We start from the raw sequence: 22,730 nt of genomic DNA on the forward strand, positions 1-22,730 counted from the left end.
ACTACTTCGCAAAGGCCGTTTTCATGAGGAAACGGCCTTTTTTGTGGGCGAAAGGAAAGTGCAGGGTCCGGATAGTTTGTTGTTTGATCTACCGTATTCGCGAGCAAGCCCGCTCCCACATATGATCTTCAGCGAACACAAGTTTTGCGTACGGAAGTGATTCAATGTGGGAGCGGGCTTGCTCGCGATGGGGCCAGTTCAGACAACACATTAAGCAGACCTGGCCATGATCAGCCCGGTCTCACTCGCCGCTTCCAACCGGATCGCCACGAACTTCGATGTCGGCGTATGGCTGCCATCGCCGGTGCTTTCCAGCGGCACCAACGGGTTCACTTCCGGATAGTAGGCCGCCGCTTGCCCGGCCGGGATATCAAACGCCAGCAGCGTGAAGCCTTTTACCCGACGTTCCACGCCATCGTCCCAAAGGGAAACAACGTCGGCCTTTTGCCCCGGCTTGAAGCCCAGGCGAATGATGTCGGCTTCGTTGACGAACAACACATCCCGCTGCCCCTTCACACCGCGATAACGGTCGTTGAGGCCATAAATGGTGGTGTTGTACTGATCGTGGGAACGCATCGATTGCATGATCAGGTCTGGCAGCACACCGGTAGCGCGGGTGCGTTCGTGCACCAGGTCTTTGGGCAGTGCGTTCGAGCGGAAATTGGCCCGGCCCGAAGCGGTGCTCCACTTGCGTGCACCGGCACTGTTGCCCAGGTAGAAACCGCCAGGGTTCTTGATCTTCTCGTTGAAGTCCTTGAAGCCGGGAATGGTCTCGGCGATCAGGTCGCGGATGCGGCTGTAGTCGGCCACCATCCAGTTCCAGTCCACCGGGTGGCTGCCCAGGGTCGCGGCAGCAATGCCGGCCAGGATCGCCGGTTCCGAGCGCATCTGGTTCGACAGCGGCTGCAGCTGTCCGTTGGAGGCGTGGACCATGCTGAACGAGTCTTCGACGGTTATCGCTTGCGGGCCTTGGGTCTGGATATCGATGTCGGTGCGGCCCAGGCACGGCAGGATCAGCGCGTCCTTGCCGTGGGTCAAATGGCTGCGGTTGAGCTTGGTGCTGATCTGTACGGTCAGGTCGCAGTTTCGCAGGGCCTGGAACGTGCGCGGGCTGTCCGGCGTGGCTTGCGCGAAATTGCCGCCCAGACCGATGAAAACTTTCGCCCGGCCTTCAGCCATCGCATGAATCGCCTCGACCACGTTGTGGCCGTTGTCGCGTGGCACCTTGAACCGGAAGCGACGCTCCAGGGCATCGAGGAATGCAACAGGAGGGCATTCGTTGATGCCCATGGTCCGGTCGCCCTGCACGTTGCTGTGGCCACGCACCGGACACAGGCCGGCACCCGGCCGGCCGATGTTGCCGCGCAGCAGCATCAGGTTGGCGATTTCCTGGATGGTCGCCACCGAATGGCGGTGTTGGGTGATGCCCATGGCCCAGCACATGATGACGTTCTTGCCTTTGGCGTACATGCGCGCCGCTTGCTCGATTTCCACCAGGCTCAGGCCGGACTGCTCGACGATCTGTTCCCACGGGGTGTTGTCGATGACGGCCAGATAATCCAGCACGTTGACGCTGTGCTCGTTGAGGAAGTCGTGGTCGAACACCGCCGGGGCACCGGTTTTCTGTGCGTCGCGCTCCCACAGCAGGAGGAATTTCGCCATGCCGCGCATGATCGCCATGTCGCCGCCCAGGGCCGGGCGGAAGAACGCGGTGTTGGTCGGCTTGTCGCCGTTGGTGAGCATTTCGATCGCGTGCTGCGGATGCTGGAAGCGCTCCAGGCCACGCTCCTTGAGCGGGTTGATGCACACCACTTGAGCGCCGCGCTTCACCGCTTCGCGCAGCGGTTCGAGCATTCGCGGGTGGTTGGTGCCGGGGTTCTGGCCCCAGACGAAAATCGCATCGGCGTGTTCGAAGTCGTCGAAGGTCACGGTGCCTTTGCCGACCCCGACGCTTTGCGACATCGCGACACCGCTGGCCTCGTGGCACATGTTCGAGCAGTCAGGGAAGTTGTTGGTGCCGTAGGCGCGCACGAACAGCTGATAGAGGTACGCCGCTTCGTTGCTGGCCCGGCCCGAGGTGTAGAACTCGGCCTGATCCGGGCTCGACAGGCCGTTCAGGTGTTTGGCGATCAGGGCGAATGCGTCGTCCCAGCTGATCGGCTTGTAGCGGTCGGTCTCGGCGTCATAGCTCATCGGCTCGGTCAGGCGGCCCTGATATTCGAGCCAATAGTCGCTTTGCTCCAGCAAGGACGTGACGCTGTGTTTGGCGAAGAACTTGGCATCGACACGACGTTTGGTCGCCTCCCAGTTCACCGCCTTGGCGCCGTTCTCGCAGAACATCACCATGCCTTTTTCCGGAGAATCGCCCCAGGCGCAACCCGGGCAGTCGAAGCCACCGTTCTGGTTGGTCTTGAGCATTATGCGCAAGTTTTTCAGCGCGTTGTCGCTGGTCAACCAGGCCTGGGCCACGCTGATCAGTGCCCCCCAGCCACCGGCCGGGCCTTTGTAGGGCTTGAAGCGAGGGACGGGTTTCTGATCGGCTTGACGGTGTTGACTCACGCTTGATTCTCCAACGTTGGGCTGTAGACCCGCGGTGCATTCTTCTGTGGCAGATGGATGAGATTGAGGTTGTGGCGACGGGCCCATTGCACGGCCAGGCCCGTGGGCGACGACAGGCTGACCAGGGTCTGGATGCCGGCGCGCAAGACTTTCTGGATCAATTCGAGGCTGCAGCGGCTGGTGACAATCGCCAGGCCGCCTGCGGTCGGGATCTTCTGGCGGATCAATCCGCCTATCAGTTTGTCGAGGGCGTTGTGCCGGCCGATATCTTCGCGGCCGAGCAACAACTCACCTTTGTCATTCATGAACACCGCGGCATGCACCGCACCGCAATGTTGGCCCAAGGGCTGGAAGGCGCCGATGCGCTCGCGCAGGCCATTAAGCCATTCGACCGGCGGCAACGGGGCGCCGGGCAATACCTGAAGGTCCGGCAACGCCTGCTCGAGCGCTTCCACGCCGCACAACCCGCAACCGCTGGTCCCGGCCAGCTGCCGACGCTGCTGCTTGAGGTTCCAGAACGCGCGGTTGGCGATGGTCACTTGCGCGTATTGCGCCGAACCCGAGCCGCTGAGTTGCAGGTCGTAGATGTCCGTGGCGTCCTGGATGATGCCGCTGCCCAGGCTGAAGCCGACGATGAAATCTTCCAGGTCCGTGGGCGTTACCAGCATGACCGCCTGGCTGATGCCGTTATAGGCAATCGCCAACGCAACTTCCTCGGCCAGCGCGGTGCTGGCCGATTCGGCGCTATCCGTTTCGGTACGACGCAGATTGCAGTAGCTGTAAGTCTGGCTGGCGGCGGGTGCGGGCGTTTCGAGGGCAGGCGCCGCGCAGGCTGGGCGCTTGGTGTTCATGGCATCACCGACGGATTGATCAGCTTTAAGACTAGGCGCGGCAAGTTGTCGCGTCTAATCGCTATTACTGATCTACCGATAGATGCCGTCGATCAAGCGCCGATCAATGATTGTTGATAGATCGCGAAACAGGCCTCAGCCAAGGCCGAGCGTGGCGCGCTGCGACGCATGATCAGCCCCAGTCGGCCGAGGGTCTGGGCGTTTTCGATCGGTTGCAGGCGCAAGTGTTCGGTCAGCCCTTCGAGGCCACCTTCCAATGGCATCACGGCGCAACACAGGCCGCCGTGCACCGCTTGTAACAGTTGATGGACGGCGTCGGTCTGCAACAACGGTTGTGGGGTGAGGCCACGGCTGTGGAAGTTATGGTCGATGGATTGGCGAAAGTGCATGCCGCTGGTGAGCATGCCCAGTGGCAGTTCGATCAAGGATTCCCAGCTCAGCGGCGCCTCGCCAAAGGTGAAGAAGCGTTGGTCGTAGAGCAGGCCCATGCGGGTTTCGCTGAAGGCCAGGGAGTCGAAATGTTCGGTGTCGAGGCGTTCCAGGTAGGAAACACCGAGGTCCAGGCGATTGTTCGCCAGCTGTTCGAGGATCTGCTCGGAACTCAGTGCCGAGAGTTCGAAACGCAGGTTCGGATGCTCCCCGTGCAGGCGTTGCAGCAGCGGCAGCGGATCGAAGCTCGACAGCGGCACCATGCCCAGCCGCAACGTACCGACCAGACTGCCGCGACAGGCGGCCGCCTCGGCGTATAGGCCGTCGTAGGCCGCCAGTACGGTGCGCGCCCAGGCCAGCACACGCTCGCCCGGCGCGGTGAAGCCTTCGAAGCGCTGGCCGCGATTGACCAGCGGCAGGTCAAGTTCTTCTTCGAGGCTGCGCAGGCGCATGGACAGGGTCGGCTGAGTGATGTGGCAGCGTGCGGCGGCCTGGCCGAAATGGCGGGTTTCGTCGAGCGCGATGAGGAATTTCAGCTGCTTGATGTCCATCTGCGCTCCAGGGGTTGGGAAGGTGCGGATTCTATCGCAAGCGGGGTCATTGGTCGGGTTGGATTCGCAGGTGACGACCGTGGTCTAGGCTTTGACGTCTGGAACCCGAAACCCAAGGAGAGTGCACCATGAGTCTTTTGAGCTTTGTGAAGGAAGCAGGCGAAAAATTGCTGGATTTGCTGACGCCAGGCAACGCCAATGCCAGTGAGCAATTGAAGGCGCACATCAGCAAGGTCGGCTTGGGTAACCCGAATGTGCAGGCGACGGTCGATGGCGACAAGGTCACGGTGACCGGCGAAGTGGCGAGCCAGGAAGAGAAGGAAAAGATCCTGCTGGCGGTGGGCAATATCGCCGGGGTTGGCAGTGTGGATGATCAGATTACCGTGACCGGGCCTGTCGTTGCTGCCGCGCGCTTCGTGGTCGTGAAAAAGGGCGACACCCTCAGCGCCATATCCCTGGCTGTGTATGGCAGTGCCAACCAGTACAACAAGATTTTTGAAGCCAACAAACCAATGCTGTCGCACCCGGACAAGATCTATCCGGGGCAGTCGTTGCGGATTCCTGAGTAACACCCCCAATCCGAGTGATGGCCTTCGCGAGCAAGCCCGCTCCCACAATCAAATGTGGGAGCGGGCTTGCTCGCGAAGCAGGCAACTCGGTCTAGAGCCCCGCAATCAAATCCCGATAATCCCCGACCGCCGCAAACTCCGCCGTATCCTTCGGCCCCTTGCGGCTATCCGGCTCGCGCACGGCCAACAAATGTGCCACGCCAAAGTCCCGTGCACTGCGCAGGATCGGCAAGGTGTCGTCGATGAACAGGCTGCGCGCCGGATCGAAATCGATATCCGCTTGCAGCGCATCCCAGAATTGCGGGTTTTCCTTGGGGTAGCCGTAGTCATGGGAACTGATCAAGCGTTCGAAGTAGGGCGCCAGCTCGATTTTTTCCAGCTTCAACGACAGCGCATCCCGATGGGCGTTGGTGATCAGCACCACGCGCTTGCCGGCCCGTTTGATCGCCGCCAGAAAGGTGTCGGCATCCGGGCGCAGGGCGATCAGATGCGCGGTTTCCAGTTTCAGGTCGCGCACCGACAGCTTCAGTTCGGCGCTCCAGAAGTCCAGGCAGTACCACTGCAACTGGCCGGCATTACGCTCGAACAACGGCTGCAATTCCATCTCGGCCATGGCCCGGCTGACCCCGTGCAGTTCGGCGTAACGCTGGGGCAGGTGCTCCATCCAGAAGTGATTGTCGAAATGCAGGTCCAGCAGCGTACCGTCCATGTCCAGCAGAACGGTATCGATGTCGGACCAGGGTAATGAAGGCATGGCAACGTCTCGGGCAGTAGAAAGATTTCTGGCGTAAACAATCGGGAAAGCCGCGTTATAGTAGCGCGTTCACGCCAAGGAGCTTTGCATGCGCCAGAAACCCACCATACTCGCCCGCGAAATTGTCGCCACCAGTCGATTGTTCTGCGTGGAAGAGATGAAGCTGCGCTTTTCCAACGGCGTGGAGCGCACGTATGAACGCCTGGTCGGCAAGGGTGCCGGGTACGGCGCGGTGATGATCGTGGCGATGCTCGATGCCGAGCATGCGGTGCTGGTCGAGGAGTATTGCGGCGGCACGGATGCCTATGAAATGTCATTGCCCAAGGGTTTGATCGAGCCGGGTGAAGACGTGCTGGCGGCAGCCGAGCGCGAGCTCAAGGAAGAGGCCGGTTTTGGCGCGCGGCAACTGGAGCACCTGACCGAGTTGTCGCTGTCTCCCGGTTACATGAGCCAGAAGATTCAAGTGGTGCTGGCTACCGACCTCTACGAAGAGCGTCTGGAAGGCGACGAGCCAGAGCCGATGCGAGTGGACAAGGTCAATCTGCGTGAGCTTTCGGCGCTGGCGCAAAACCCGCAATTTACCGAAGGCCGTGCCTTGGCGGCGCTGTACCTGGCCCGAGACCTGTTGACTCAGCGCGGAGCGTTCCAGCCATGAATTTCCCGCATCCGTTGATGGCGCCGGTGATTGAACTGGCCTTGCAGGCCGGTGATGCGATCCTGCCGTTCTGGCGCACAGGTACTGCCGTCACGGCAAAGACTGATGATTCGCCGGTGACCGCAGCCGACCTGGCCGCTCACCACGTGATACTGGCCGGGCTGACGGCGCTCGATCCGAGCATCCCGGTGCTCTCCGAGGAAGACGCCAACATTCCCCAGGACGTGCGTGCCGGATGGCAGCGCTGGTGGCTGGTCGATCCGCTGGATGGCACCAAGGAATTCATCAGCGGCAGCGAAGAATTCACCGTCAACATCGCCTTGATCGAAAACGGTCGGGTGGTGTTCGGTGTGGTGTCGATGCCGACCAACGGGCGTTTTTACGTCGGTGGTGCGGGACTTGGCGCCTGGCGTGGCGATAAAGGTGGCACGCCCGTGGCGATCAAGGTACGTGATGCGTTAGCGCCCGGCGAGTCGTTCACCGTGGTGGCCAGCCGTCGTCATTCGAGCCCGGAGCAGGAACGTTTGCTGGCCGGGTTGAGCGCCAGCCTTGGCGAGCTGCAACTGGCCAGTATCGGCAGTTCGCTGAAGTTTTGCCTGCTGGCCGAAGGGGCGGCGGATTGCTATCCGCGTCTGGCACCGACTTCGCAGTGGGACACGGCAGCGGCGCAAGGTGTGCTGGAAGGCGCAGGCGGTGAGGTGCTGGAGTTGAGCGGTGAGCCGTTCAGCTATCCAGCGCGGGAGTCGCTGTTGAACGCGTTCTTTCTGGCGTTGCCGGCGAAGGCGGCGTGGCGGGAGAAGTTGTTGGAATTGGCACGCGCATAAGATCGTTCCCGAGCGCTGATGCAAATCCTTGTGGGAGCGAGTTTACTCGCGATGGCAGTGTGTCAGGCAACTCAATGTTGGCTTTGACGACCCCATCGCGAGCAAGCTCGCTCCCACAGGTTTTGCGGTGGCCCTGGTTTAGCGGTGCAACACGTACTGCCCGACAAACCTCACCGCATCCTCATCACGGCCTTCATTGACGACCCGCGTATGCAGCGTCAACCGCGCCCGGCTGTATCGCTGGAAGGTGGTCAAAAATTTCTTCCAGATCACCGGGTCCGGCGCCTGGCAAATGGCGTTGGCATCCCCCGTCACCGGCAGCGGATAGCTGATCTGCCCTTCCTGAATCACGATGTGCCCGTCGGTAATGCCTTCTTCCTTGAGGCGCAAATGCAGCCAGCCCCAACCGGCCAGGACCGCGCCGCAATACAGGCTGCCACCGAACATGGTGCTCTTGTGGTTGACGTTGGCTTCCAGCGGCAAGTACAGGCGCAGTTGCTGGTCATGCCAGTCGAGCACTTTGAGGCCCATGTCCCGGGTGAGGGGAATGTCGTGATGAAGAACGGATTCCAGTTGTCGACTGTCGCGGCTCATTCAGGGGCCTCTGGCTTGAAGTGGATGATTGGACGGTAGCTCAGTCGAGATCGTCAGGGTGGGCCGAGGCACCACTGTCGGTGAAACTCAGACCGTGCTTGCGCAGTTTGTCGTGCAGGGTCTTGCGCGGAATGCCGAGGGCTTCGGCGACGCTGCGCACAGAGCTGTGTGAACGTGCCAGTTCGGCGGCGATGAGGGTTTTTTCGAAGTTCTCCACTTGCTCGCTCAAACCGCCGCTGACGACTTCGACCCTGTTGCCAGTGCCGCCATCCGGCGTGCTGTGGTCGAGTTCCAGTTCCAGCCCGAGGGCAAAACGCTCGGCGGCATTTTGCAGCTCGCGCACGTTGCCAGGCCAGGTGTGGCGCAGCAGCAAGGCACGTTGCCCCGGTTGCAGTTCATGGGGCGGCAAACCGTGGCGGGCACTGGCTTCATCGGCAAAATGCTGGAACAGCATCAGCGCATCTTCGCCCCGTTCGCGCAGCGGTGGAATCCGTAGCGGCGCGACGTTCAGGCGGTAATACAGGTCGGCACGGAAACGCCCTTGATCCGCCGCCTGACGCAGGTCTTCCTTGGTGGCGGCGATGATGCGGATGTCCAGCGGGATCAGTTGATTACCGCCCAGGCGTTCGACCACTCGCTCTTGCAGCAAGCGCAGCAATTTGACCTGCACATCCAGGCTCATGCTTTCGATTTCATCGAGGAACAGCGTGCCGCCATTGGCGAATTCGAACTTGCCGATGCGACGTTTCTGCGCGCCGGTGAAGGCGCCGGGCTCGTGGCCGAACAGTTCGCTTTCGACCACTGATTCGGCCAGGGCACCGGCGTTGATCGCCACGAACGGACCGTTGCGACGGCTTGATAAATCATGCAGCGCCCGGGCCACGACTTCTTTGCCTGCGCCGGTTTCGCCGAGGATCAGCACGTCGGCCCTGGTCGCCGCCAGTGCACCGATCTGCTCGCGCAGGCGCAGCATCGAAGGTGAGTGGCCAACCAGCCGCGTACTCAACTCGTTGCGGTCGCTCAAGGCCAACCGCAGGCTGCGGTTGTCCAGCACCAAACGGCGCAGGGCCAATGCGCGGCGCACGCTGTCGAGCAGGGCGTCGCTGGCGAAGGGTTTTTCCAGAAAGTCATAGGCCCCGGCACGCATGGCCTGCACCGCCAGCGGCACATCGCCGTGGCCGGTGATCAACAGCACCGGTAGCTCAGGGTCCTGGGCGTGCAGTTCGGTCAACAGTTCCAGGCCGTCCATGCCGGGCATGCGGATGTCGCTGACCACCACCCCTGGCCAGTCGCGCTCCAGTTGCGCGGCCAGGCCCTTGGCTTCGGCCAGTGGCAGGATTTTCAGGCCGGCCAGATCCAGCGTCTGGCTCAAGGCCTGGCGCAAGTGGGGATCGTCGTCGATCAACACGACCTGAATGCGGTTGTCGATGGTCATGCACTTCGGTCCTCGGACGGTTGCAGGCTCACGCCCGGTGCGCCTGCGCGCAGCTTCAGGGTAATCAGGGCGCCGCCCTCCTTGTGGTTGGCGAACGACAGTTCACCGCCGAAGGCGCGCATCAGGGTTTCGCAAATCGCCAGCCCCAAACCGAGGCCCTGGGTGCGGGTCTTGGTGGTGTAGAACGGCTCGCTGGCGCGCCCAAGGGCTTCCATGCAAAAGCCGGGGCCATTGTCGCGAATGTACAGGTTGACGCCATCGGCCGTGGATTGGGCACTCAGCCAGAGTTTACGTGGCGGGCCTTTTTCCGTCAGGGCATCCAGGGCGTTGGCCAGCAGATTGCCGAGTACCTGGCGCAGGCGGGTTTCCCCGGCCTCGACCCACAGGGTGGCGGCGGGCAAGTCGCGGATCAACTCGACTTCCATGCTGCGTCGACGCTTGGCCAGCAGGGCCAGGGCATCGTCCAGCGCCGGTTGCAGGGCGACGCTTTCCGGAGCATGCCGATCGCGCCGGGCAAAGGCGCGCAGGTGGGCGATGATCGAGGCCATGCGCCCGGTCAATTCGCTGATCAGCTTGAGGTTGCCGCGGGCATCGTCGGTGCGCTGGTGATCGAGCAACACTTCGGCGTTTTCCGCGTAGCTGCGAATTGCTGCCAGCGGCTGATTGAGTTCGTGGCTGATGCTCGCCGACATGGTGCCCAGCGCCGACAATTTGCCGGCCTGCACCAGATCATCCTGGGCGCGGACCAGCTCCTGCTGGGCCTGTTCGCGTTCCAGCACTTCCTGTTTCAGACGCCGGTTCAGGCCTTCGAGATCGCTGGTGCGCTCGGCGACCCGGCCTTCCAGCTCACGGCGGGCCTTGGCTTCGAAAGCGATGCGTTCGAGGTAATGGCGACGGCGCTGCATCATCAGGCCAAGCAGCAGCATCAACACCAGCAGCGTTGCACCACCGATGGCCACCACCGTGCGCACCGGACGGTCGATCAAGGTGCGCGGGGCGAGGATGCTGACGTCCCAGCCGGTTTCGGCGATCTGCTGGGTCTGGGTCAGCCAGGCATTGGGATCTAGCTTCAGCGGTTTTGGATCGCGGGTTGGATAGGGCTGGATCGCCGTGATGGCTTTGCTTTCGTCCTCGCTCAACGGGCGGGTCGAGCGGAATCGCCACTCCGGTCGCGAGGTGAGAATGACCACGCCGTTGTGGTCGGTCAGCAGCAGTTGTTCCGGGGTTTTGCCCCACAGGCTTTCGGTGTGGTCGAGGTCGACCTTGACCACCAGCACGCCGACGATTTTTTCGCCGGCGCGCACGCCGGCGGCGAAGAAGTAACCGCGTTTGGCGGAGGTTGTGCCCAGGCCGAAAAAACGCCCAAGCCGCCCGGCCATGGCTTCGCTGAAATACGGCCGGAAAGAAAAGTTGCGCCCGACAAAGCTGTCGTGTTTGTCCCAGTTGGAGGCGGCCAGGGTCTTGCCGGTGGCGTCCATCAGGTACATGACTTCGGCACCGGTCTGGGTGGCGATGTTTTTCAGCAGGCGGTTGGCGTTGCCTTGGGTGACGCCATCGTCCGGTGCGCCGAGAACGGCACGCAAGGCCGGCAGGTCGCCGAGGATCTGCGGCAGCACTTCATAGCGGTGCAGGGTACCCAGAAGGTTGGCGACGTAGAGGTCGAGGGTCTGACGATTCTGACTGGCCAGCTCGCTGCGGTAGTAACGCTCGGCGAGATGCTCCAGCGGCCACAGCAACGGCGCCAGGCACAGTGCCAGCAGGGCCAGGCTGCGCCAACGGGGTCTGGGGGGAAGAGTCGGTTTCATGAGCAGCATGCGCCTGTGGGTACAGGCGCATTATGCCTAGGCTTGCCCGCCTTGGGTCAGCTGCATCTTGATCGGCGAGCTTCAGTCGGCCTATCAGGCAAAGACGTCGGCGTCCTTGAAAAATACTCCGGCCTGATCTTTCGCCGACAGCTGCGGCGTGCCTTCCAGTTGCCAGTCGATGGCCAGGTCCGGGTCGTCCCAGCGAATGCTGCGCTCGGCCGATGGCGTGTAGTAGTCGGTGGTTTTGTAAAGGAACTCGGCAAATTCGCTCAATACGACGAACCCGTGGGCGAAGCCTTCCGGGACCCAGAGCTGGCGATGATTGGCGGCAGACAGGCGCACAGCGACCCATTTACCGAAGTGCGGTGAGCTGCGGCGGATGTCTACGGCGACGTCCAGCACTTCACCGACCGTGACGCGAACCAGTTTTCCCTGGGTATTTTCCAGTTGGTAATGCAGACCGCGCAGCACGCCCTTCAGCGAACGGGAGTGATTGTCTTGAACGAATTCAGTGTCCAGTCCGGTGGCCTCTTTGAAAGCCCTGGCGTTGAAGCTCTCGTAGAAGAAACCACGTTCGTCACCAAAGACCTTGGGTTCGAGGATCAGAACACCGGGCAGGTCGGTGGTCACTACATTCATGGTGGCTCTCCAGCAGTGTGCGTTTAATGGCCGCCATTCTTGCGCAAAGTGCCGACCGAGGCGAGTACCAGAACAAAGCCCGCTCCCACAAATGCCCTCATACCGGCTTCCGGGGGGTTGCGTATCGCCCGAACCAGTGGCGATATAGGCGCCTAATAAAACTTCAGGGGTCGTTGTATGCCGCTTGCCACGTTGATTCATCGCGCCAGTTTGCCCAGCCCGCAGGTGTCTGCGGAGCAAGCGCTAGGGCTGCTGGAGGAACATTACGGGTTCAGCGGCAGGTTGCAGGCCCTTGGCAGCCAGCAAGACCTGAACTACCGCGTCGACAGCGAGCGGGGACGTTTCGTCCTGAAAATCTGCCGTGGCGACTACTCGGTACTGGAGCTTCAAGCACAACATGCCGGGCTCAAGCATCTGGGCGAGCACCCCGATGTACAGGTGCCGCGTGTTATCGCGGCGAAAAACGGCGCAGACCTACTGTCGCTGGACGTGGATGGTCAGGCGGTGCACGTTCGCCTGCTCGACTACATCGAAGGCCAGCCGCTGACGAGCCTCGGTCATTTCAACCCGACGGTGGTGTCCGGCTTCGGTCGCCTGTGCGGTGAAATGGACCTGGCCCTGGCGGATTTCGACCATCCGGGTCTGGTGCGAACCCTGCAATGGGACGCCCGCCATGCTCACGCCCTGATCGCGCACTTGCTGCCGGTGATCAAGGATGAAGACCAGCGCAAACTGATCGTCGAAGCGTCCGGGCAAGCCGGGCGGCATTTGCAGCCACTGCAGGACAAACTGCCGGTGCAGGCCATTCACATGGACATCACCGACGACAACGTGGTGTGGCAGCGCGATGCGCAGCGCCATTGGCAGTTGCAAGGCGTGATCGATTTCGGCGACCTGGTGCGCACCTGGCGCATTACCGATCTGTCGGTGACCTGCGCCGCGCTGCTGCATCATGGCGAGGGCGATCCGTTCTGCATTTTGCCGGCAATCCAGGCCTATCACGCGGTCAACCCGTTGCAACACGAAGAACTGTTGGCGCTGTGGCCGCTGATCGTCGCCCGCGCGGCGGTGTTGGTGCTCAGCGGCGAACAGCAGGTCAGCATCGATCCGGGCAATGCCTACAGCCGCGACAACCTGGTCCATGAGTGGGAAATCTTCCGTGTGGCCACTTCGGTGCCGTTGGCGCTGATGGAAGCGGCGATCCTCACCGCCGTCGGCCAGCACCTGCCCACCATCGGCAGCGAAGGCTTCGCGCCGCTGTTGCCGAGCCTGGTGGGGCGTGAGTTCGCGCTGATCGACCTGGGTGTGCTCAGTCCGCATTTCGAAGCGGGGAACTGGGAGCAGGAGGGCGTCGATCAGCGCCTGCTGGATGAGGCGGCCGCGGCACATGGCCTGGCGGCCAGTCGTTACGGGCAATACCGCCTGTCCCACACCCGCCCGGACAGCGCCGCTGAGCCGGACACTTGCCCGTTGCACGTCGAGTTGCGTGTGCCTCAGGGCACAACGGTCGAAGCGCCGTTTGCCGGGGTGGTGCATCACCCATCGGCGGGCGTGCTGCAACTGGACGGCCCGCAATTGAGCGTGCGGCTTTGGGGCGTCACGCCGTCGCTGCACAGCGGCGCGGCCTTGGTCAAAGGCCAGGTACTGGGCTCGGTCAGCGGGCCATTGATCGTGCAGTTGTGTCGTGGCGCGTCGATCAATGCGCCGTTGTTCTGTACCCCTTCGCGCGCGGCAGCCTGGCAAGCGTTGTGCCCTTCGCCAGCAGCGTTGCTGGGGCTGGCCTGTGACGCCGAAGCCGAGCTCGACGGCCCGACCTTGCTGGCCCGGCGCGATGCCAGCTTCGCCCGCACGCAAAAACACTATTACGTTGATCCGCCGCGCATCGAACGCGGCTGGCGCAACCATCTGATCGACATGCAGGGCCGCTCCTACCTCGACATGCTCAACAACGTGGCGGTGCTGGGCCACGGCCATCCGCGCATGGCCGCCGTCGCCAGCCGCCAGTGGTCGTTGCTCAACACCAACTCGCGCTTCAACTACGCAGCCGTGGCCGAGTTCTCCGAACGTTTGCTGGAGTTGTCCCCTGACGGCATGGACCGCGTGTTCCTGGTCAACAGCGGCAGCGAGGCCAACGACCTGGCGATTCGCCTGGCATGGGCCTACAGCGGCGGCCGCGACATGCTCAGCGTGCTGGAGGCCTATCACGGCTGGACGGTGGGCGCAGATTCGGTGTCGACCTCGATCGCCGACAACCCCAAGGCCTTGAGCAGCCGCCCGGACTGGGTGCACCCGGTGACCGCGCCAAACACCTATCGCGGTGAATTCCGCGGCCCAGACAGCGCGCCGGATTATGTGCGCAGCGTCGAACACAACCTGGCGAAAATCGCCGAGCAGAAACACCAACTGGCCGGTTTCATCTGCGAACCGGTGTATGGCAACGCCGGCGGTATCTCGCTGCCACCAGGTTATTTGAAACAAGTCTATGCCATGGTCCGGGCCAGGGGCGGTGTGTGCATCGCCGACGAAGTGCAGGTGGGCTACGGGCGCATGGGCGATTTCTTCTGGGGCTTCGAAGAGCAGGGCGTGGTGCCGGACATCATCACCATGGCCAAGGGCATGGGCAACGGTCAGCCACTGGGCGCGGTCATCACCCGCCGGGAAATCGCCGAGGCGCTGGAGGCCGAGGGTTACTTCTTCTCGTCTGCCGGCGGCAGCCCGGTCAGTTGCCAGGTCGGCATGGCCGTGCTGGATGTGATGCAAGAGGAAAAACTCTGGGAGAACGCCCAGGTCGTTGGCGGGCACTTCAAGAAGCGCCTCGAAGCATTGATCGATATTCATCCGTTAGTGGGCGCGGTGCACGGTTCCGGCTTCTACCTGGGCGTCGAACTGATCCGCAACCGCGAAACCCTGGAGCCGGCCACCGAAGAAACCACCGCATTGTGCGATCGCTTGCGCGAGCTGGGGATATTCATGCAGCCGACCGGCGATTACCTGAACATCCTCAAGATCAAGCCGCCGATGGTCACTTCGCGCCAGAGCGTGGATTTCTTCGTGGACATGCTGTCGAAGGTGCTCGCAGAAGGGCTGTAAACACATCCCCCTGTAAATGCGGGCCAATGTGGGAGTGGGCTTGCTCGCGAAAGCGGCATTCCAGGCTCAATATTTGCGTCGGATGTACCGGCCTCTTCGCGAGCAAGCCCGCTCCCACATGAATGGTGGTGTTAGTTCGATTGATATCGGCTTTTTATCAATTGTTTTTGTAACTCTGGATGTAAGGTGCTTTAAAAGCCGATATTTATCGGATATAAAGTGGCCAGTCCACGGCGTGTACCAATGCGCTTCCATTTCTGTCAGGTATCAATGTCACTCCGGAGTCCTGAGCCATGACCACGTTGAACAGCATCCCTCGCGCCGACGGCTTCTACATGCCAGCCGAATGGGCACCCCAAACCCAGACCTGGATGATCTGGCCCGAGCGCCCGGACAACTGGCGCCTGGGTGGCAAGCCGGCACAAGCCGCCCACGTGGCAGTGGCCAAGGCCATCGCCCGTTTCGAACCGGTAACCGTGGCGGTTTCCGCCGGCCAGTACGAAAACGCCCGTGCCCGTCTGGACGTGCCGAATATTCGCGTGGTGGAAATGTCCAGTGACGACGCCTGGGTCCGCGACACCGGCCCGACCTTCGTCATCAACAACAGTGGCGAAGTCCGTGGCGTGAACTGGGACTTCAACTCGTGGGGCGGTTTTGACGGCGGCCTGTATTCGCCGTGGAACCGTGACTCGCAGGTCGGCGGCAAGATCCTCGAGATCGAGCGCAGCCCGCGCTACCGCACCGAAGGCTTCGTGCTGGAAGGCGGTTCGATTCACGTCGACGGCGAAGGTACCCTGATCACCACCGAAGAATGCCTGCTCAACCGCAATCGCAACCCGCACATGAATCGCGCAGAAATCGAAGCGGTGCTGAGTGCGAACCTGGCTGTGGATAAAATCATCTGGCTGCCGGATGGCTTGTTCAACGACGAAACCGACGGCCATGTGGATAACTTCTGCTGCTACGTGCGTCCGGGTGAAGTGCTGTTGGCCTGGACCGATGATCCACAGGACCCTAACTACCCGCGCTGCCAGGCGGCGATGAACGTGCTGCAAAGCAGCACCGATGCCAAGGGTCGCCCGTTCACGGTGCACAAAATGCCGATCCCGGGTCCGCTGTTTGCGACCGAGCAAGAGTGCGCCGGTGTCGATCCGGTCGACGGTACGCAGGAGCGTAACCCGACTGTTCGCCTGGCCGGTTCCTACGTGAACTTCCTGATCGTCAACGGCGGCATCATCGCGCCGAGCTTTGACGACCCGCAGGATGGCCCGGCGAAAGAAATCCTGCAGAACCTGTTCCCACAGCATGAAGTGGTGATGGTGCCTGGTCGCGAACTGTTACTGGGTGGCGGCAATATTCACTGCCTTACCCAGCAGCAACCCGCGCCGCACAAGGAGTGAGTGAGGTCGTAACAGCTTGAGTTGATTGCGAAATTCCTCAGGCTGTCGATCAGCCACCAGCGTTGCACGGAGCCCGCGGCCCTACAGGCCTGCGGGCTTTTTTGTATCCGCCTGGCCACACTTCAGAGACCTTGGCACAGCTCTTGTATCTCTGCTGTTGTAACTCGGGGTGGGGAGGACTTCGATGTTCTGTCATAAACCTTGGATAAGTTAGCCGCTCACAAACCGGGAGAGAGCGCTGAAATGAACGCCGAAGTGAACGTAGTGAGCGACAAGGCGTTGCATCCCCTGGCAGTAAATAGCGAATCGCTCCAGATCCTGGCGCACTGGTTCAAGTCCAATGGAATGCGTCAGATCAGTGAAACTGATCCGCGCCGGACGATGATCGAGCGTTACCCTGCTGGTTTATTCAGCGAGGCGGAACTGGATGCGTTGTGGGATGTAATGGAAGGATAAGAAGAACAACAACGGATTGATCAAAAAAAGCGCTGCCGGGATGGCAGCGCTTTTTTTTGCGCAAATTTTGTAGACAACCCCGGTCCCTGTAGGAGCGAGCTTGCTCGCGAAGGCGCCCGGCCAGTCAATAGAAATGTCGACTGCCCCACCGCTATCGCGAGCAGGCTGCTCCCACAGGGTTTTGTTGCGCAACCATTCGACCGATTCAAGCAACAGACTGAAAGCCAATCCGGCGTTTTTCCGGAGCCGCAGCGGCACTAATCTGCCGACATCGAATTTTCCTGAATTTCTGTCGGAGCTTTCCCTTGATCCTGCATTACATCTACGACCCCTTGTGCGGTTGGTGCTACGGCGCCAAACCGCTGGTGCTGGCCGCCCAGGCTGTGCTGCCCGTGATTGCCCACGGCGGCGGCATGATGACGGGGGCCAATCGGCAAAAGGTTTCGCCACAACTGCGCAATTACGTCATGCCCCACGACCGGCGCATCGCCGAATACAGCGGGCAGCCGTTCGGTGAAGCTTATTTCGAAGGTTTGCTGCGTGATCACAGCGCTGTGTTCGACTCGACGCCACCCATCGCTGCGGTGCTGGCTGGCGAGCAAATGGCCGGTCGCGGGCTGGAGTTATTGGGGCGATTGCAAAGTGCTCACTACGTGGATGGGCGCCGTATTGCCGATGAGTCGGTACTGTTTGAACTTGCCCACGGCATGGGGCTGGACCGCGAAGCCTTCGAAAAAGCCTTCAGGGCGGCCGACACCGAAGGCCATATCAGGAACAGCCGGGCTCTTTTGGCCAAGGTCGGCGGGCAGGGCTTTCCGACCCTGGCGCTTGAGCACGATGAACAATTCACCCTGATCGATATCGGTCCATGGCTGGGCAAACCCCAGGCTTTTGCGCAGTGGCTGGATCAGTCGCTGCCCGATCATGGGTCATCCATTTCCGTAGCAGCCTGTGGCCTCGATGGCTGCGTTGATTGAATATTCCTGCCGCGTAAAGCAATTTCTTAGACGATTTTCGCCTGTTTTTAGACGATTCATGAAATTGACACATCGTTGAGGGCGCAGCTACGATTTGGCCCAACGCCTGTGGCCGACCGCCACGATCAAAAATTATAAAAAGGCCCGCCGCGAGAAATCGTGGGCGGGCCTTTTTGTTTTCGTCATGAAAAAAGAGCGCGATAGCGCCGTTTCAGCCGTTCGACACAGCGCGTATCAACCGGAAATAAGGAAAAGAATACGATGTTGAACAAGCGAATCAGCCTGATCGCTCTGGGGATGTTGAGTGCGACACAGGCCATGGCTAACGACCAGGCCGAATCCAAGGGTTTTGTCGAAGACAGCAGCCTCAAAGTGCTGCTGCGCAACGCCTATATGAACCGTGACTTCAAAGACGGCAACCCGGATAAATCCGAGTGGGGCCAGGCGGCCATCGGTACGTTCTCGTCCGGCTTCACCCAAGGCACCGTGGGCGTAGGTGTGGACGCTTTCGGGCTGTACGCACTGAACATGGAGCGCAGCGAAGACCGTAGCGGCGCGCAAGGCATCGATTTCTTCAAGAAGGGCGACAGCGGCCAGCCGGCGGACGATCTGTCCAAGGGCGGCGCGGCGATCAAGTTCCGCCTGTCCAGCACCACCCTGACCTACGGCGACCAGATGCCGGTCCTGCCGGTGCTGAACTACGACAACTCGCGCCTGCTGCCGGAAAGCTACACCGGCACCCTGATCACCTCCAAAGAGATCAAAGGCCTGCAGCTCGACGCCGGTCGCTTCACCGCCGAATCGCGCAAAAGCGCTGAAGGCCGTGACAGCGGTGGCTTGAAGTCGATCAACGTCTTGGGCGGTAGCTACCAGTTCACCGAGCAATTCAAGGCTGCGCTGTACGCTTCTGACGTCGAAGACGTGCTGAAGAAACAATACGTGAACGCCAACTACGTGTTCCCGATCGACAAGGATCAGTCCCTGACCCTGGACTTCAACGGCTACCGCACCAAGCTGGAAGATTCCTACGTTCGCGACAACGGTGTCACCGGCGACGACAACAAGATCTGGAGCCTGGCGGCCACCTTCATCACCGGCCCGCACTCGTTCACCCTCGCGCACCAGCGCAGCACCGGCGACAGCAACCTGGGCTACGTCTACGGTGGCTACCAGAAAGACCAGGGTCGCGTCGGCGACGGTGGCAACACCATCTACCTGGCGAACTCCTACTGGTCCGACTTCAACGCCGAAGACGAACGCAGCTGGCAACTGGGCTACGGCCTGGACTTCAGCACCTTCGGTGTACCGGGCCTGAGCTACAACGTGGCCTACGTGCGCGGCGACAACATCACCACCTCCACCAGCGAAGGCGGCACCGAGCGCGAGATCTTCAACCAGATCAAATACGTCGTGCAAAGCGGCCCGGCCAAAGACCTCAGCGTGAAACTGCGCAGCTCGGTGCTGCGCGTGTCGCAGAAGTCGAGTGAGTACAACGTCAGCGGCAACGAAGTGCGTGTGTTTGTGGATTACCCGATCAATATTTTTTGATGATGGGGTGTGGTGTCGAGGCTTGATGCAGGCTGAGAAAAAAGAAGAAGCCCCGACTGGTTCGGGGCTTTTTTGTGGCTCACAGGAACCTTCAAAACGGCTCTTTCAATGGCAATGGCGATGCCCTTCAAGATTGTCGGAAGTCTCTGAGGGAAAAAGAGGATCCACCTGATGTCTCGTGACGATTCAACAGGCTGAAATAGCAGTTGATACAGTGAGAGATCACCGAATGAAAGTTCCAGGGGTAAAGGAAGCTCCTGATCAGGAAAGCTGGAAGGATCTAGGTTTGCCGGATTTGCGGGACATATCGATACCCTTGGAAACCAAGGTAGTTCGAGTGCTACCCGGGGCCGTTGATGTCTGCTCCGCTCTAAGGCAGGTAGCGCTAGGTTTTGGATTGCATGAAGGGACTGACACGGTGCTGATCGAAACGCCTTATTTACCCGTGACGGTTCGGCGTGAGCATCTACGTCACATTGTGGAAAAACGCCCTAACGCCCGAGAGCGCTTCACTGAATTTGCTGTAGATACGCTGAATAATCCATTAGAAATCTGGCGGGTTTCCTACAGCGATGGCTCCTATCGTCTCGCCTTCATTGGCGCATACCACACAAAGTACCAAATGTTGGTAGTGGTCCATGTTGACCGTGGGTATGTACTTTGAAACTTCATGAATTGTGACAAAAAGGCGCTGAACAAGCACCGGCACGGCGGGTTGGTTTATCAACGTTACCAATTATCCAAACAAAAAAAGCAGCCTGAGTAGGCTGCTTTTTTTGAGAAGCTTGCTTGATATTGTGCTCCCTCAAGCAAGGGAGAAGAGGTCTCACCCGAGCGCTGATTTTCAGGTCATCAACGGGGTTCCTAACGCCGACTATTGCCACCTGAAGGCAGTCGGTTTCGCGCTCTTGGGTAAATTCTCTGTCACAGATGATGCTTGTGTCAACCCGAGCGGCAGCCTTGTAGTGGTGCTCTGATCGGCGAAGTCGCGCGTATCGACATCTAACTTTTTACGATGGAAACCATTACAAAATGGAGAAATTGATCAAAACAACTGAGGATTGTGATTCCTCGACTGAAATGCGGACAGTTGCTGTGCGCGAACCTATGGTGAAGACGGCTTGCGAAATGCTTGTTGGTCAAACCATTCGCAGGAAATTCGACTCGGTTGACGAGATGATCGAGGTTTCGGAGGAAAGTAACAGAGGGGGATATCGAACAAATCAATTTCAGAAGGACTTGCTGGAGTCTGTTCGCGAAATGAATGAGAGCCGCATCAGCCCTATCGCGCAGGGTAAGCCTTAACAAATGCATTCGCGAATCAACGCGAACGTGTCGTCCGCAGCGACATGTCCAGAAGACGTGTCGCAAAAAGTGGAAAATTGCGACACGTAAGTAAATGGACGACAGAAAAAACGGTATAGAGACCTACAGTACTCATTACACCACGTAACGAATGAAGTTCCCGCCCCCACCTTTATCCCCTCCCGCCAACCCCATACATTCATCTCCAACGCCTCTCCCATCATCCCGACGGGAAGGTCACTGGAGTTGCCCTCATGCCTTTCGTAACCGTACGCATCACCCGCGATGGCGTTACCACTGAGCAGAAAGCTCAGGTGATTGCCGAGATCACTGAAACACTGGAACGCGTCCTCAATAAGCGCCCTGACCTGACCCACATCGTGATCGAGGAAGTCGACACCGATAACTGGGGTTACGCCGGCATCACCACCACCCAGTACCGCAAGCAACTGGCCGAGGCGCAAGGGCAGTCATGACGTCCTCCGTCACCATCGACTTCATCTCCGATGTGGTGTGCCCCTGGTGCGCGCTGGGGGCGACGGCGCTGAAGCAGGCGATCGAGAACGTGGCCGGGGAAGTCTCGGTCGAGCTGACCTACAAGCCGTTCGAGTTGAACCCGGACATGCCGGCCGAAGGTGAGCAGGCGGTCGAGCACTTGATGCGCAAGTACGGGAGAACGGCCGACGACGTCGCCGCCGGCAAGGCCATGCAGATCGCTCGCGGCGAGGCCATCGGCTTCAAGTTCGATCTGGAGAAGCGCACGCACTTCTACAACACCTTCGATGCGCACCGTTTGTTGCTGTGGGCGTTGCAGGAAGGCCGGCAGGTCGAGCTGAAGAAGGTGCTGCTACAGGCCTACTTCAGCGAAGGCCAGAACCCGAGCGATCACTCGACGCTGGTGCGTCTGGCGACTGAAGCGGGGCTGGATGCGGCAGGTGCGAGAGAGGTGCTGGCGTCCGACACATTCGCCAGCGAAGTGCGTGAGCTTGAAATCTATTACCGCCAGCACGGCATCAACTCGGTCCCAGCCATGGTGCTGAACGGTCGCCACCTGGTGTCCGGTTCGCAATCGGTCGAGTACTACGAACAGATGTTGCGGCAAATGGCGAACGCCTGATTACAGATTTTCTACCCCATTCTTTATTGTCAGAGGTCTTCATCATGAGCATTTCGAAAAAAGTCATCGTAATCACCGGCGCATCCCAAGGTCTCGGCGACGGTATGGTCAAAGCCTTTCGTGAACTCGGTTACCGGATCGTTGCCACTTCGCGCTCGATCAAACCGTCCACCGATCCGGACATTCACACCGTGGCCGGTGACATCGGCGAGCCGGAAACCGCACAGCGTGTCATCCGTGAAGCGATGTCCCGTTTCGGTCGCATCGACACCCTGATCAACAACGCCGGGATCTTCATCGCCAAGCCGTTCACCGCGTACACCGCAGAAGACTACGCCAATGTGTTGTCGGTGAACGTCAATGGCTTCTTCTACATCACCCAACTCGCCATCGCCGAGATGGAAAAACAGGGCAGCGGCCACGTCGTCAACATCACCACCAGCCTGGTGGACCACGCCATCGACGGCGTGCCATCGGTGCTGGCATCGCTGACCAAGGGCGGCCTCAACGCGGCAACCAAATCCCTGGCCATCGAATACGCCAAGCGCGGGATCCGCGTGAACGCGGTCAGCCCCGGCATCATCAAGACCCCGATGCACGGCAAGGAAACCCACGCCGCACTGGGCAATCTGCACCCAGTCGGGCACATGGGCGAGATCGATGATATTGCGCAAGCAGTCGTGTATCTGGACGGCGCCAAGTTCGTTACCGGCGAAATCCTGCACGTGGATGGTGGTCAGAGCGCGGGTCACTGAAAGCGCTTTTTCAAACTCCGGAAACAAAAAAGCCCCTGCATTTCTGCAGGGGCTTTGTTTTGTATGGTGGCACCAGACGAACGGTAGCTTTTGGCGAGGCCAGGTTTCCTGCGGGTTTAGACGTCGGTGGAAAATTTGGCGTACCCCGACCAGTAACTATAAATAAATCAGCTAGTTATGGATCTTATTGGAGTCGAAGCCGGTACGTCATCCACGTCTCGTCTTTAAAAGGCGTCTACCAAATCTCATGTTTTCTATAGCGTTCCAGAAGATGTCCATAGCCACCTACGACACAGACTTTTATAGATTTTTTGGTTTGATTCCAAGCGTATGTCATGACATGACGGCGTGAAAATTTTGAGTCTGTTGATCCCCCACGCTCTGAATCCTCTGCGACTTTCTCTAACCATCCACCTC

Annotated in this window: 21 protein-coding genes; 13 read left to right on the forward strand and 8 right to left on the reverse strand. The window is 60.2% G+C overall.

Going from position 1 to position 22,730, the window contains the following annotated elements; translation table 11 throughout:
• Nucleotides 1–210: 210 nt before the first annotated feature.
• The 3 genes from AC3IT6_RS01170 to AC3IT6_RS01180 all read right to left on the reverse strand — a co-directional run bounded on the left by AC3IT6_RS01170 (nucleotide 211) and on the right by AC3IT6_RS01180 (nucleotide 4,390).
• Nucleotides 211–2,559 (reverse strand): FdhF/YdeP family oxidoreductase, encoded by a 2,349-nt coding sequence (locus AC3IT6_RS01170; protein ID WP_489354026.1) that lies wholly within the window; start codon nucleotides 2,557–2,559, stop codon nucleotides 211–213.
• Entirely contained in the window at nucleotides 2,556–3,410 is an 855-nt protein-coding gene (gene fdhD / locus AC3IT6_RS01175; protein WP_489354027.1) for a formate dehydrogenase accessory sulfurtransferase FdhD, read from the reverse strand. The genes AC3IT6_RS01170 and fdhD overlap by 4 nt, the downstream gene beginning before the upstream one ends.
• 92 nt (nucleotides 3,411–3,502) lie before the next feature.
• Nucleotides 3,503–4,390 carry a LysR family transcriptional regulator gene (locus AC3IT6_RS01180; protein WP_489354028.1) on the reverse strand — a complete coding sequence of 296 codons (888 nt, stop codon included), beginning with the start codon at nucleotides 4,388–4,390 and terminating at the stop codon, nucleotides 3,503–3,505.
• Between the two features lie 128 nt (nucleotides 4,391–4,518).
• On the opposite strand from AC3IT6_RS01180, the gene lysM reads away from it, so the two are divergent.
• Nucleotides 4,519–4,959 (forward strand): peptidoglycan-binding protein LysM, encoded by a 441-nt coding sequence (gene lysM, locus AC3IT6_RS01185; protein WP_150726478.1) that lies wholly within the window; start codon nucleotides 4,519–4,521, stop codon nucleotides 4,957–4,959.
• Nucleotides 4,960–5,050: 91 nt separating this feature from the next.
• On the opposite strand, the gene yrfG is transcribed toward lysM, so the two are convergent.
• Nucleotides 5,051–5,713: a GMP/IMP nucleotidase gene (gene yrfG, locus AC3IT6_RS01190; protein WP_489354029.1), complete on the reverse strand. Its 663-nt coding sequence runs from the start codon at nucleotides 5,711–5,713 to the stop codon at nucleotides 5,051–5,053.
• A gap of 88 nt (nucleotides 5,714–5,801) precedes the next feature.
• Between yrfG and nudE the strand changes: the two genes are divergently transcribed.
• Nucleotides 5,802–6,368 (forward strand): ADP compounds hydrolase NudE, encoded by a 567-nt coding sequence (nudE, locus tag AC3IT6_RS01195; protein WP_056726899.1) that lies wholly within the window; start codon nucleotides 5,802–5,804, stop codon nucleotides 6,366–6,368.
• Nucleotides 6,365–7,192: a 3'(2'),5'-bisphosphate nucleotidase CysQ gene (gene cysQ / locus AC3IT6_RS01200; RefSeq protein WP_489354030.1), complete on the forward strand. Its 828-nt coding sequence runs from the start codon at nucleotides 6,365–6,367 to the stop codon at nucleotides 7,190–7,192. Before nudE ends, cysQ begins: the two co-directional genes overlap by 4 nt.
• Before the next feature lie 138 nt (nucleotides 7,193–7,330).
• Here the strand turns inward: cysQ and AC3IT6_RS01205 are convergent, their stop codons facing one another.
• The 4 genes from AC3IT6_RS01205 to rfbC all read right to left on the reverse strand — a co-directional run bounded on the left by AC3IT6_RS01205 (nucleotide 7,331) and on the right by rfbC (nucleotide 11,665).
• Entirely contained in the window at nucleotides 7,331–7,786 is a 456-nt protein-coding gene (locus tag AC3IT6_RS01205) for a YiiD C-terminal domain-containing protein (protein ID WP_008046584.1), read from the reverse strand.
• 40 nt (nucleotides 7,787–7,826) lie between these two features.
• Nucleotides 7,827–9,221, reverse strand: coding sequence for a sigma-54-dependent transcriptional regulator (locus AC3IT6_RS01210; RefSeq protein WP_489354031.1), 1,395 nt, complete (start codon nucleotides 9,219–9,221; stop codon nucleotides 7,827–7,829).
• Nucleotides 9,218–11,026 carry a sensor histidine kinase gene (locus tag AC3IT6_RS01215; RefSeq protein WP_489354032.1) on the reverse strand — a complete coding sequence of 603 codons (1,809 nt, stop codon included), beginning with the start codon at nucleotides 11,024–11,026 and terminating at the stop codon, nucleotides 9,218–9,220. The genes AC3IT6_RS01210 and AC3IT6_RS01215 overlap by 4 nt, the downstream gene beginning before the upstream one ends.
• A gap of 93 nt (nucleotides 11,027–11,119) precedes the next feature.
• On the reverse strand, nucleotides 11,120–11,665 hold the full coding sequence (gene rfbC, locus AC3IT6_RS01220) for a dTDP-4-dehydrorhamnose 3,5-epimerase (RefSeq protein ID WP_489354033.1): 546 nt from the start codon (nucleotides 11,663–11,665) through the stop codon (nucleotides 11,120–11,122).
• A 177-nt stretch (nucleotides 11,666–11,842) separates the two neighbouring features.
• On the opposite strand from rfbC, the gene AC3IT6_RS01225 reads away from it, so the two are divergent.
• The 10 genes from AC3IT6_RS01225 to AC3IT6_RS01270 all read left to right on the forward strand — a co-directional run bounded on the left by AC3IT6_RS01225 (nucleotide 11,843) and on the right by AC3IT6_RS01270 (nucleotide 22,313).
• Complete coding sequence (locus tag AC3IT6_RS01225; RefSeq protein WP_489354034.1) at nucleotides 11,843–14,755, forward strand: aminotransferase; 2,913 nt, start codon at nucleotides 11,843–11,845, stop codon at nucleotides 14,753–14,755.
• Nucleotides 14,756–15,048: 293 nt separating this feature from the next.
• On the forward strand, nucleotides 15,049–16,155 hold the full coding sequence (gene aguA / locus AC3IT6_RS01230) for an agmatine deiminase (RefSeq protein ID WP_489354035.1): 1,107 nt from the start codon (nucleotides 15,049–15,051) through the stop codon (nucleotides 16,153–16,155).
• Nucleotides 16,156–16,398: 243 nt separating this feature from the next.
• Entirely contained in the window at nucleotides 16,399–16,611 is a 213-nt protein-coding gene (locus AC3IT6_RS01235; RefSeq protein ID WP_007972820.1) for a hypothetical protein, read from the forward strand.
• 305 nt (nucleotides 16,612–16,916) lie between these two features.
• Complete coding sequence (locus tag AC3IT6_RS01240; RefSeq protein ID WP_489354036.1) at nucleotides 16,917–17,588, forward strand: DsbA family protein; 672 nt, start codon at nucleotides 16,917–16,919, stop codon at nucleotides 17,586–17,588.
• A 261-nt stretch (nucleotides 17,589–17,849) separates the two neighbouring features.
• Nucleotides 17,850–19,136: an OprD family porin gene (locus AC3IT6_RS01245; RefSeq protein ID WP_489354037.1), complete on the forward strand. Its 1,287-nt coding sequence runs from the start codon at nucleotides 17,850–17,852 to the stop codon at nucleotides 19,134–19,136.
• 178 nt (nucleotides 19,137–19,314) lie between these two features.
• Nucleotides 19,315–19,800, forward strand: coding sequence for a PBECR2 nuclease fold domain-containing protein (locus AC3IT6_RS01250; RefSeq protein ID WP_489354038.1), 486 nt, complete (start codon nucleotides 19,315–19,317; stop codon nucleotides 19,798–19,800).
• 368 nt (nucleotides 19,801–20,168) lie between these two features.
• Nucleotides 20,169–20,441 (forward strand): hypothetical protein, encoded by a 273-nt coding sequence (locus AC3IT6_RS01255; RefSeq protein WP_489354039.1) that lies wholly within the window; start codon nucleotides 20,169–20,171, stop codon nucleotides 20,439–20,441.
• A 254-nt stretch (nucleotides 20,442–20,695) separates the two neighbouring features.
• Entirely contained in the window at nucleotides 20,696–20,917 is a 222-nt protein-coding gene (locus AC3IT6_RS01260) for a tautomerase family protein (RefSeq protein WP_150755619.1), read from the forward strand.
• On the forward strand, nucleotides 20,914–21,558 hold the full coding sequence (locus tag AC3IT6_RS01265; RefSeq protein ID WP_489354040.1) for a DsbA family oxidoreductase: 645 nt from the start codon (nucleotides 20,914–20,916) through the stop codon (nucleotides 21,556–21,558). Before AC3IT6_RS01260 ends, AC3IT6_RS01265 begins: the two co-directional genes overlap by 4 nt.
• A 44-nt stretch (nucleotides 21,559–21,602) precedes the next feature.
• Nucleotides 21,603–22,313 (forward strand): SDR family NAD(P)-dependent oxidoreductase, encoded by a 711-nt coding sequence (locus AC3IT6_RS01270; RefSeq protein WP_489354041.1) that lies wholly within the window; start codon nucleotides 21,603–21,605, stop codon nucleotides 22,311–22,313.
• Nucleotides 22,314–22,730: the final 417 nt, after the last annotated feature.

This window comes from Pseudomonas sp. KH_017 (assembly GCF_057840285.1).

Coding starts and splice junctions, on each gene's coding strand:
- AC3IT6_RS01205 (WP_008046584.1), bottom strand. CDS start 7,786: ATGAGCCGCGACAGTCGACAACTGGAATCCGTTCTTCATCACGACATT.
- AC3IT6_RS01270 (WP_489354041.1), top strand. CDS start 21,603: ATGAGCATTTCGAAAAAAGTCATCGTAATCACCGGCGCATCCCAAGGT.
- AC3IT6_RS01255 (WP_489354039.1), top strand. CDS start 20,169: ATGGAGAAATTGATCAAAACAACTGAGGATTGTGATTCCTCGACTGAA.
- aguA (WP_489354035.1), top strand. CDS start 15,049: ATGACCACGTTGAACAGCATCCCTCGCGCCGACGGCTTCTACATGCCA.
- AC3IT6_RS01215 (WP_489354032.1), bottom strand. CDS start 11,026: ATGAAACCGACTCTTCCCCCCAGACCCCGTTGGCGCAGCCTGGCCCTG.
- AC3IT6_RS01225 (WP_489354034.1), top strand. CDS start 11,843: ATGCCGCTTGCCACGTTGATTCATCGCGCCAGTTTGCCCAGCCCGCAG.
- fdhD (WP_489354027.1), bottom strand. CDS start 3,410: ATGAACACCAAGCGCCCAGCCTGCGCGGCGCCTGCCCTCGAAACGCCC.
- AC3IT6_RS01265 (WP_489354040.1), top strand. CDS start 20,914: ATGACGTCCTCCGTCACCATCGACTTCATCTCCGATGTGGTGTGCCCC.
- AC3IT6_RS01235 (WP_007972820.1), top strand. CDS start 16,399: ATGAACGCCGAAGTGAACGTAGTGAGCGACAAGGCGTTGCATCCCCTG.
- nudE (WP_056726899.1), top strand. CDS start 5,802: ATGCGCCAGAAACCCACCATACTCGCCCGCGAAATTGTCGCCACCAGT.
- AC3IT6_RS01245 (WP_489354037.1), top strand. CDS start 17,850: ATGTTGAACAAGCGAATCAGCCTGATCGCTCTGGGGATGTTGAGTGCG.
- AC3IT6_RS01180 (WP_489354028.1), bottom strand. CDS start 4,390: ATGGACATCAAGCAGCTGAAATTCCTCATCGCGCTCGACGAAACCCGC.
- cysQ (WP_489354030.1), top strand. CDS start 6,365: ATGAATTTCCCGCATCCGTTGATGGCGCCGGTGATTGAACTGGCCTTG.
- yrfG (WP_489354029.1), bottom strand. CDS start 5,713: ATGCCTTCATTACCCTGGTCCGACATCGATACCGTTCTGCTGGACATG.
- AC3IT6_RS01210 (WP_489354031.1), bottom strand. CDS start 9,221: ATGACCATCGACAACCGCATTCAGGTCGTGTTGATCGACGACGATCCC.
- AC3IT6_RS01260 (WP_150755619.1), top strand. CDS start 20,696: ATGCCTTTCGTAACCGTACGCATCACCCGCGATGGCGTTACCACTGAG.
- lysM (WP_150726478.1), top strand. CDS start 4,519: ATGAGTCTTTTGAGCTTTGTGAAGGAAGCAGGCGAAAAATTGCTGGAT.
- rfbC (WP_489354033.1), bottom strand. CDS start 11,665: ATGAATGTAGTGACCACCGACCTGCCCGGTGTTCTGATCCTCGAACCC.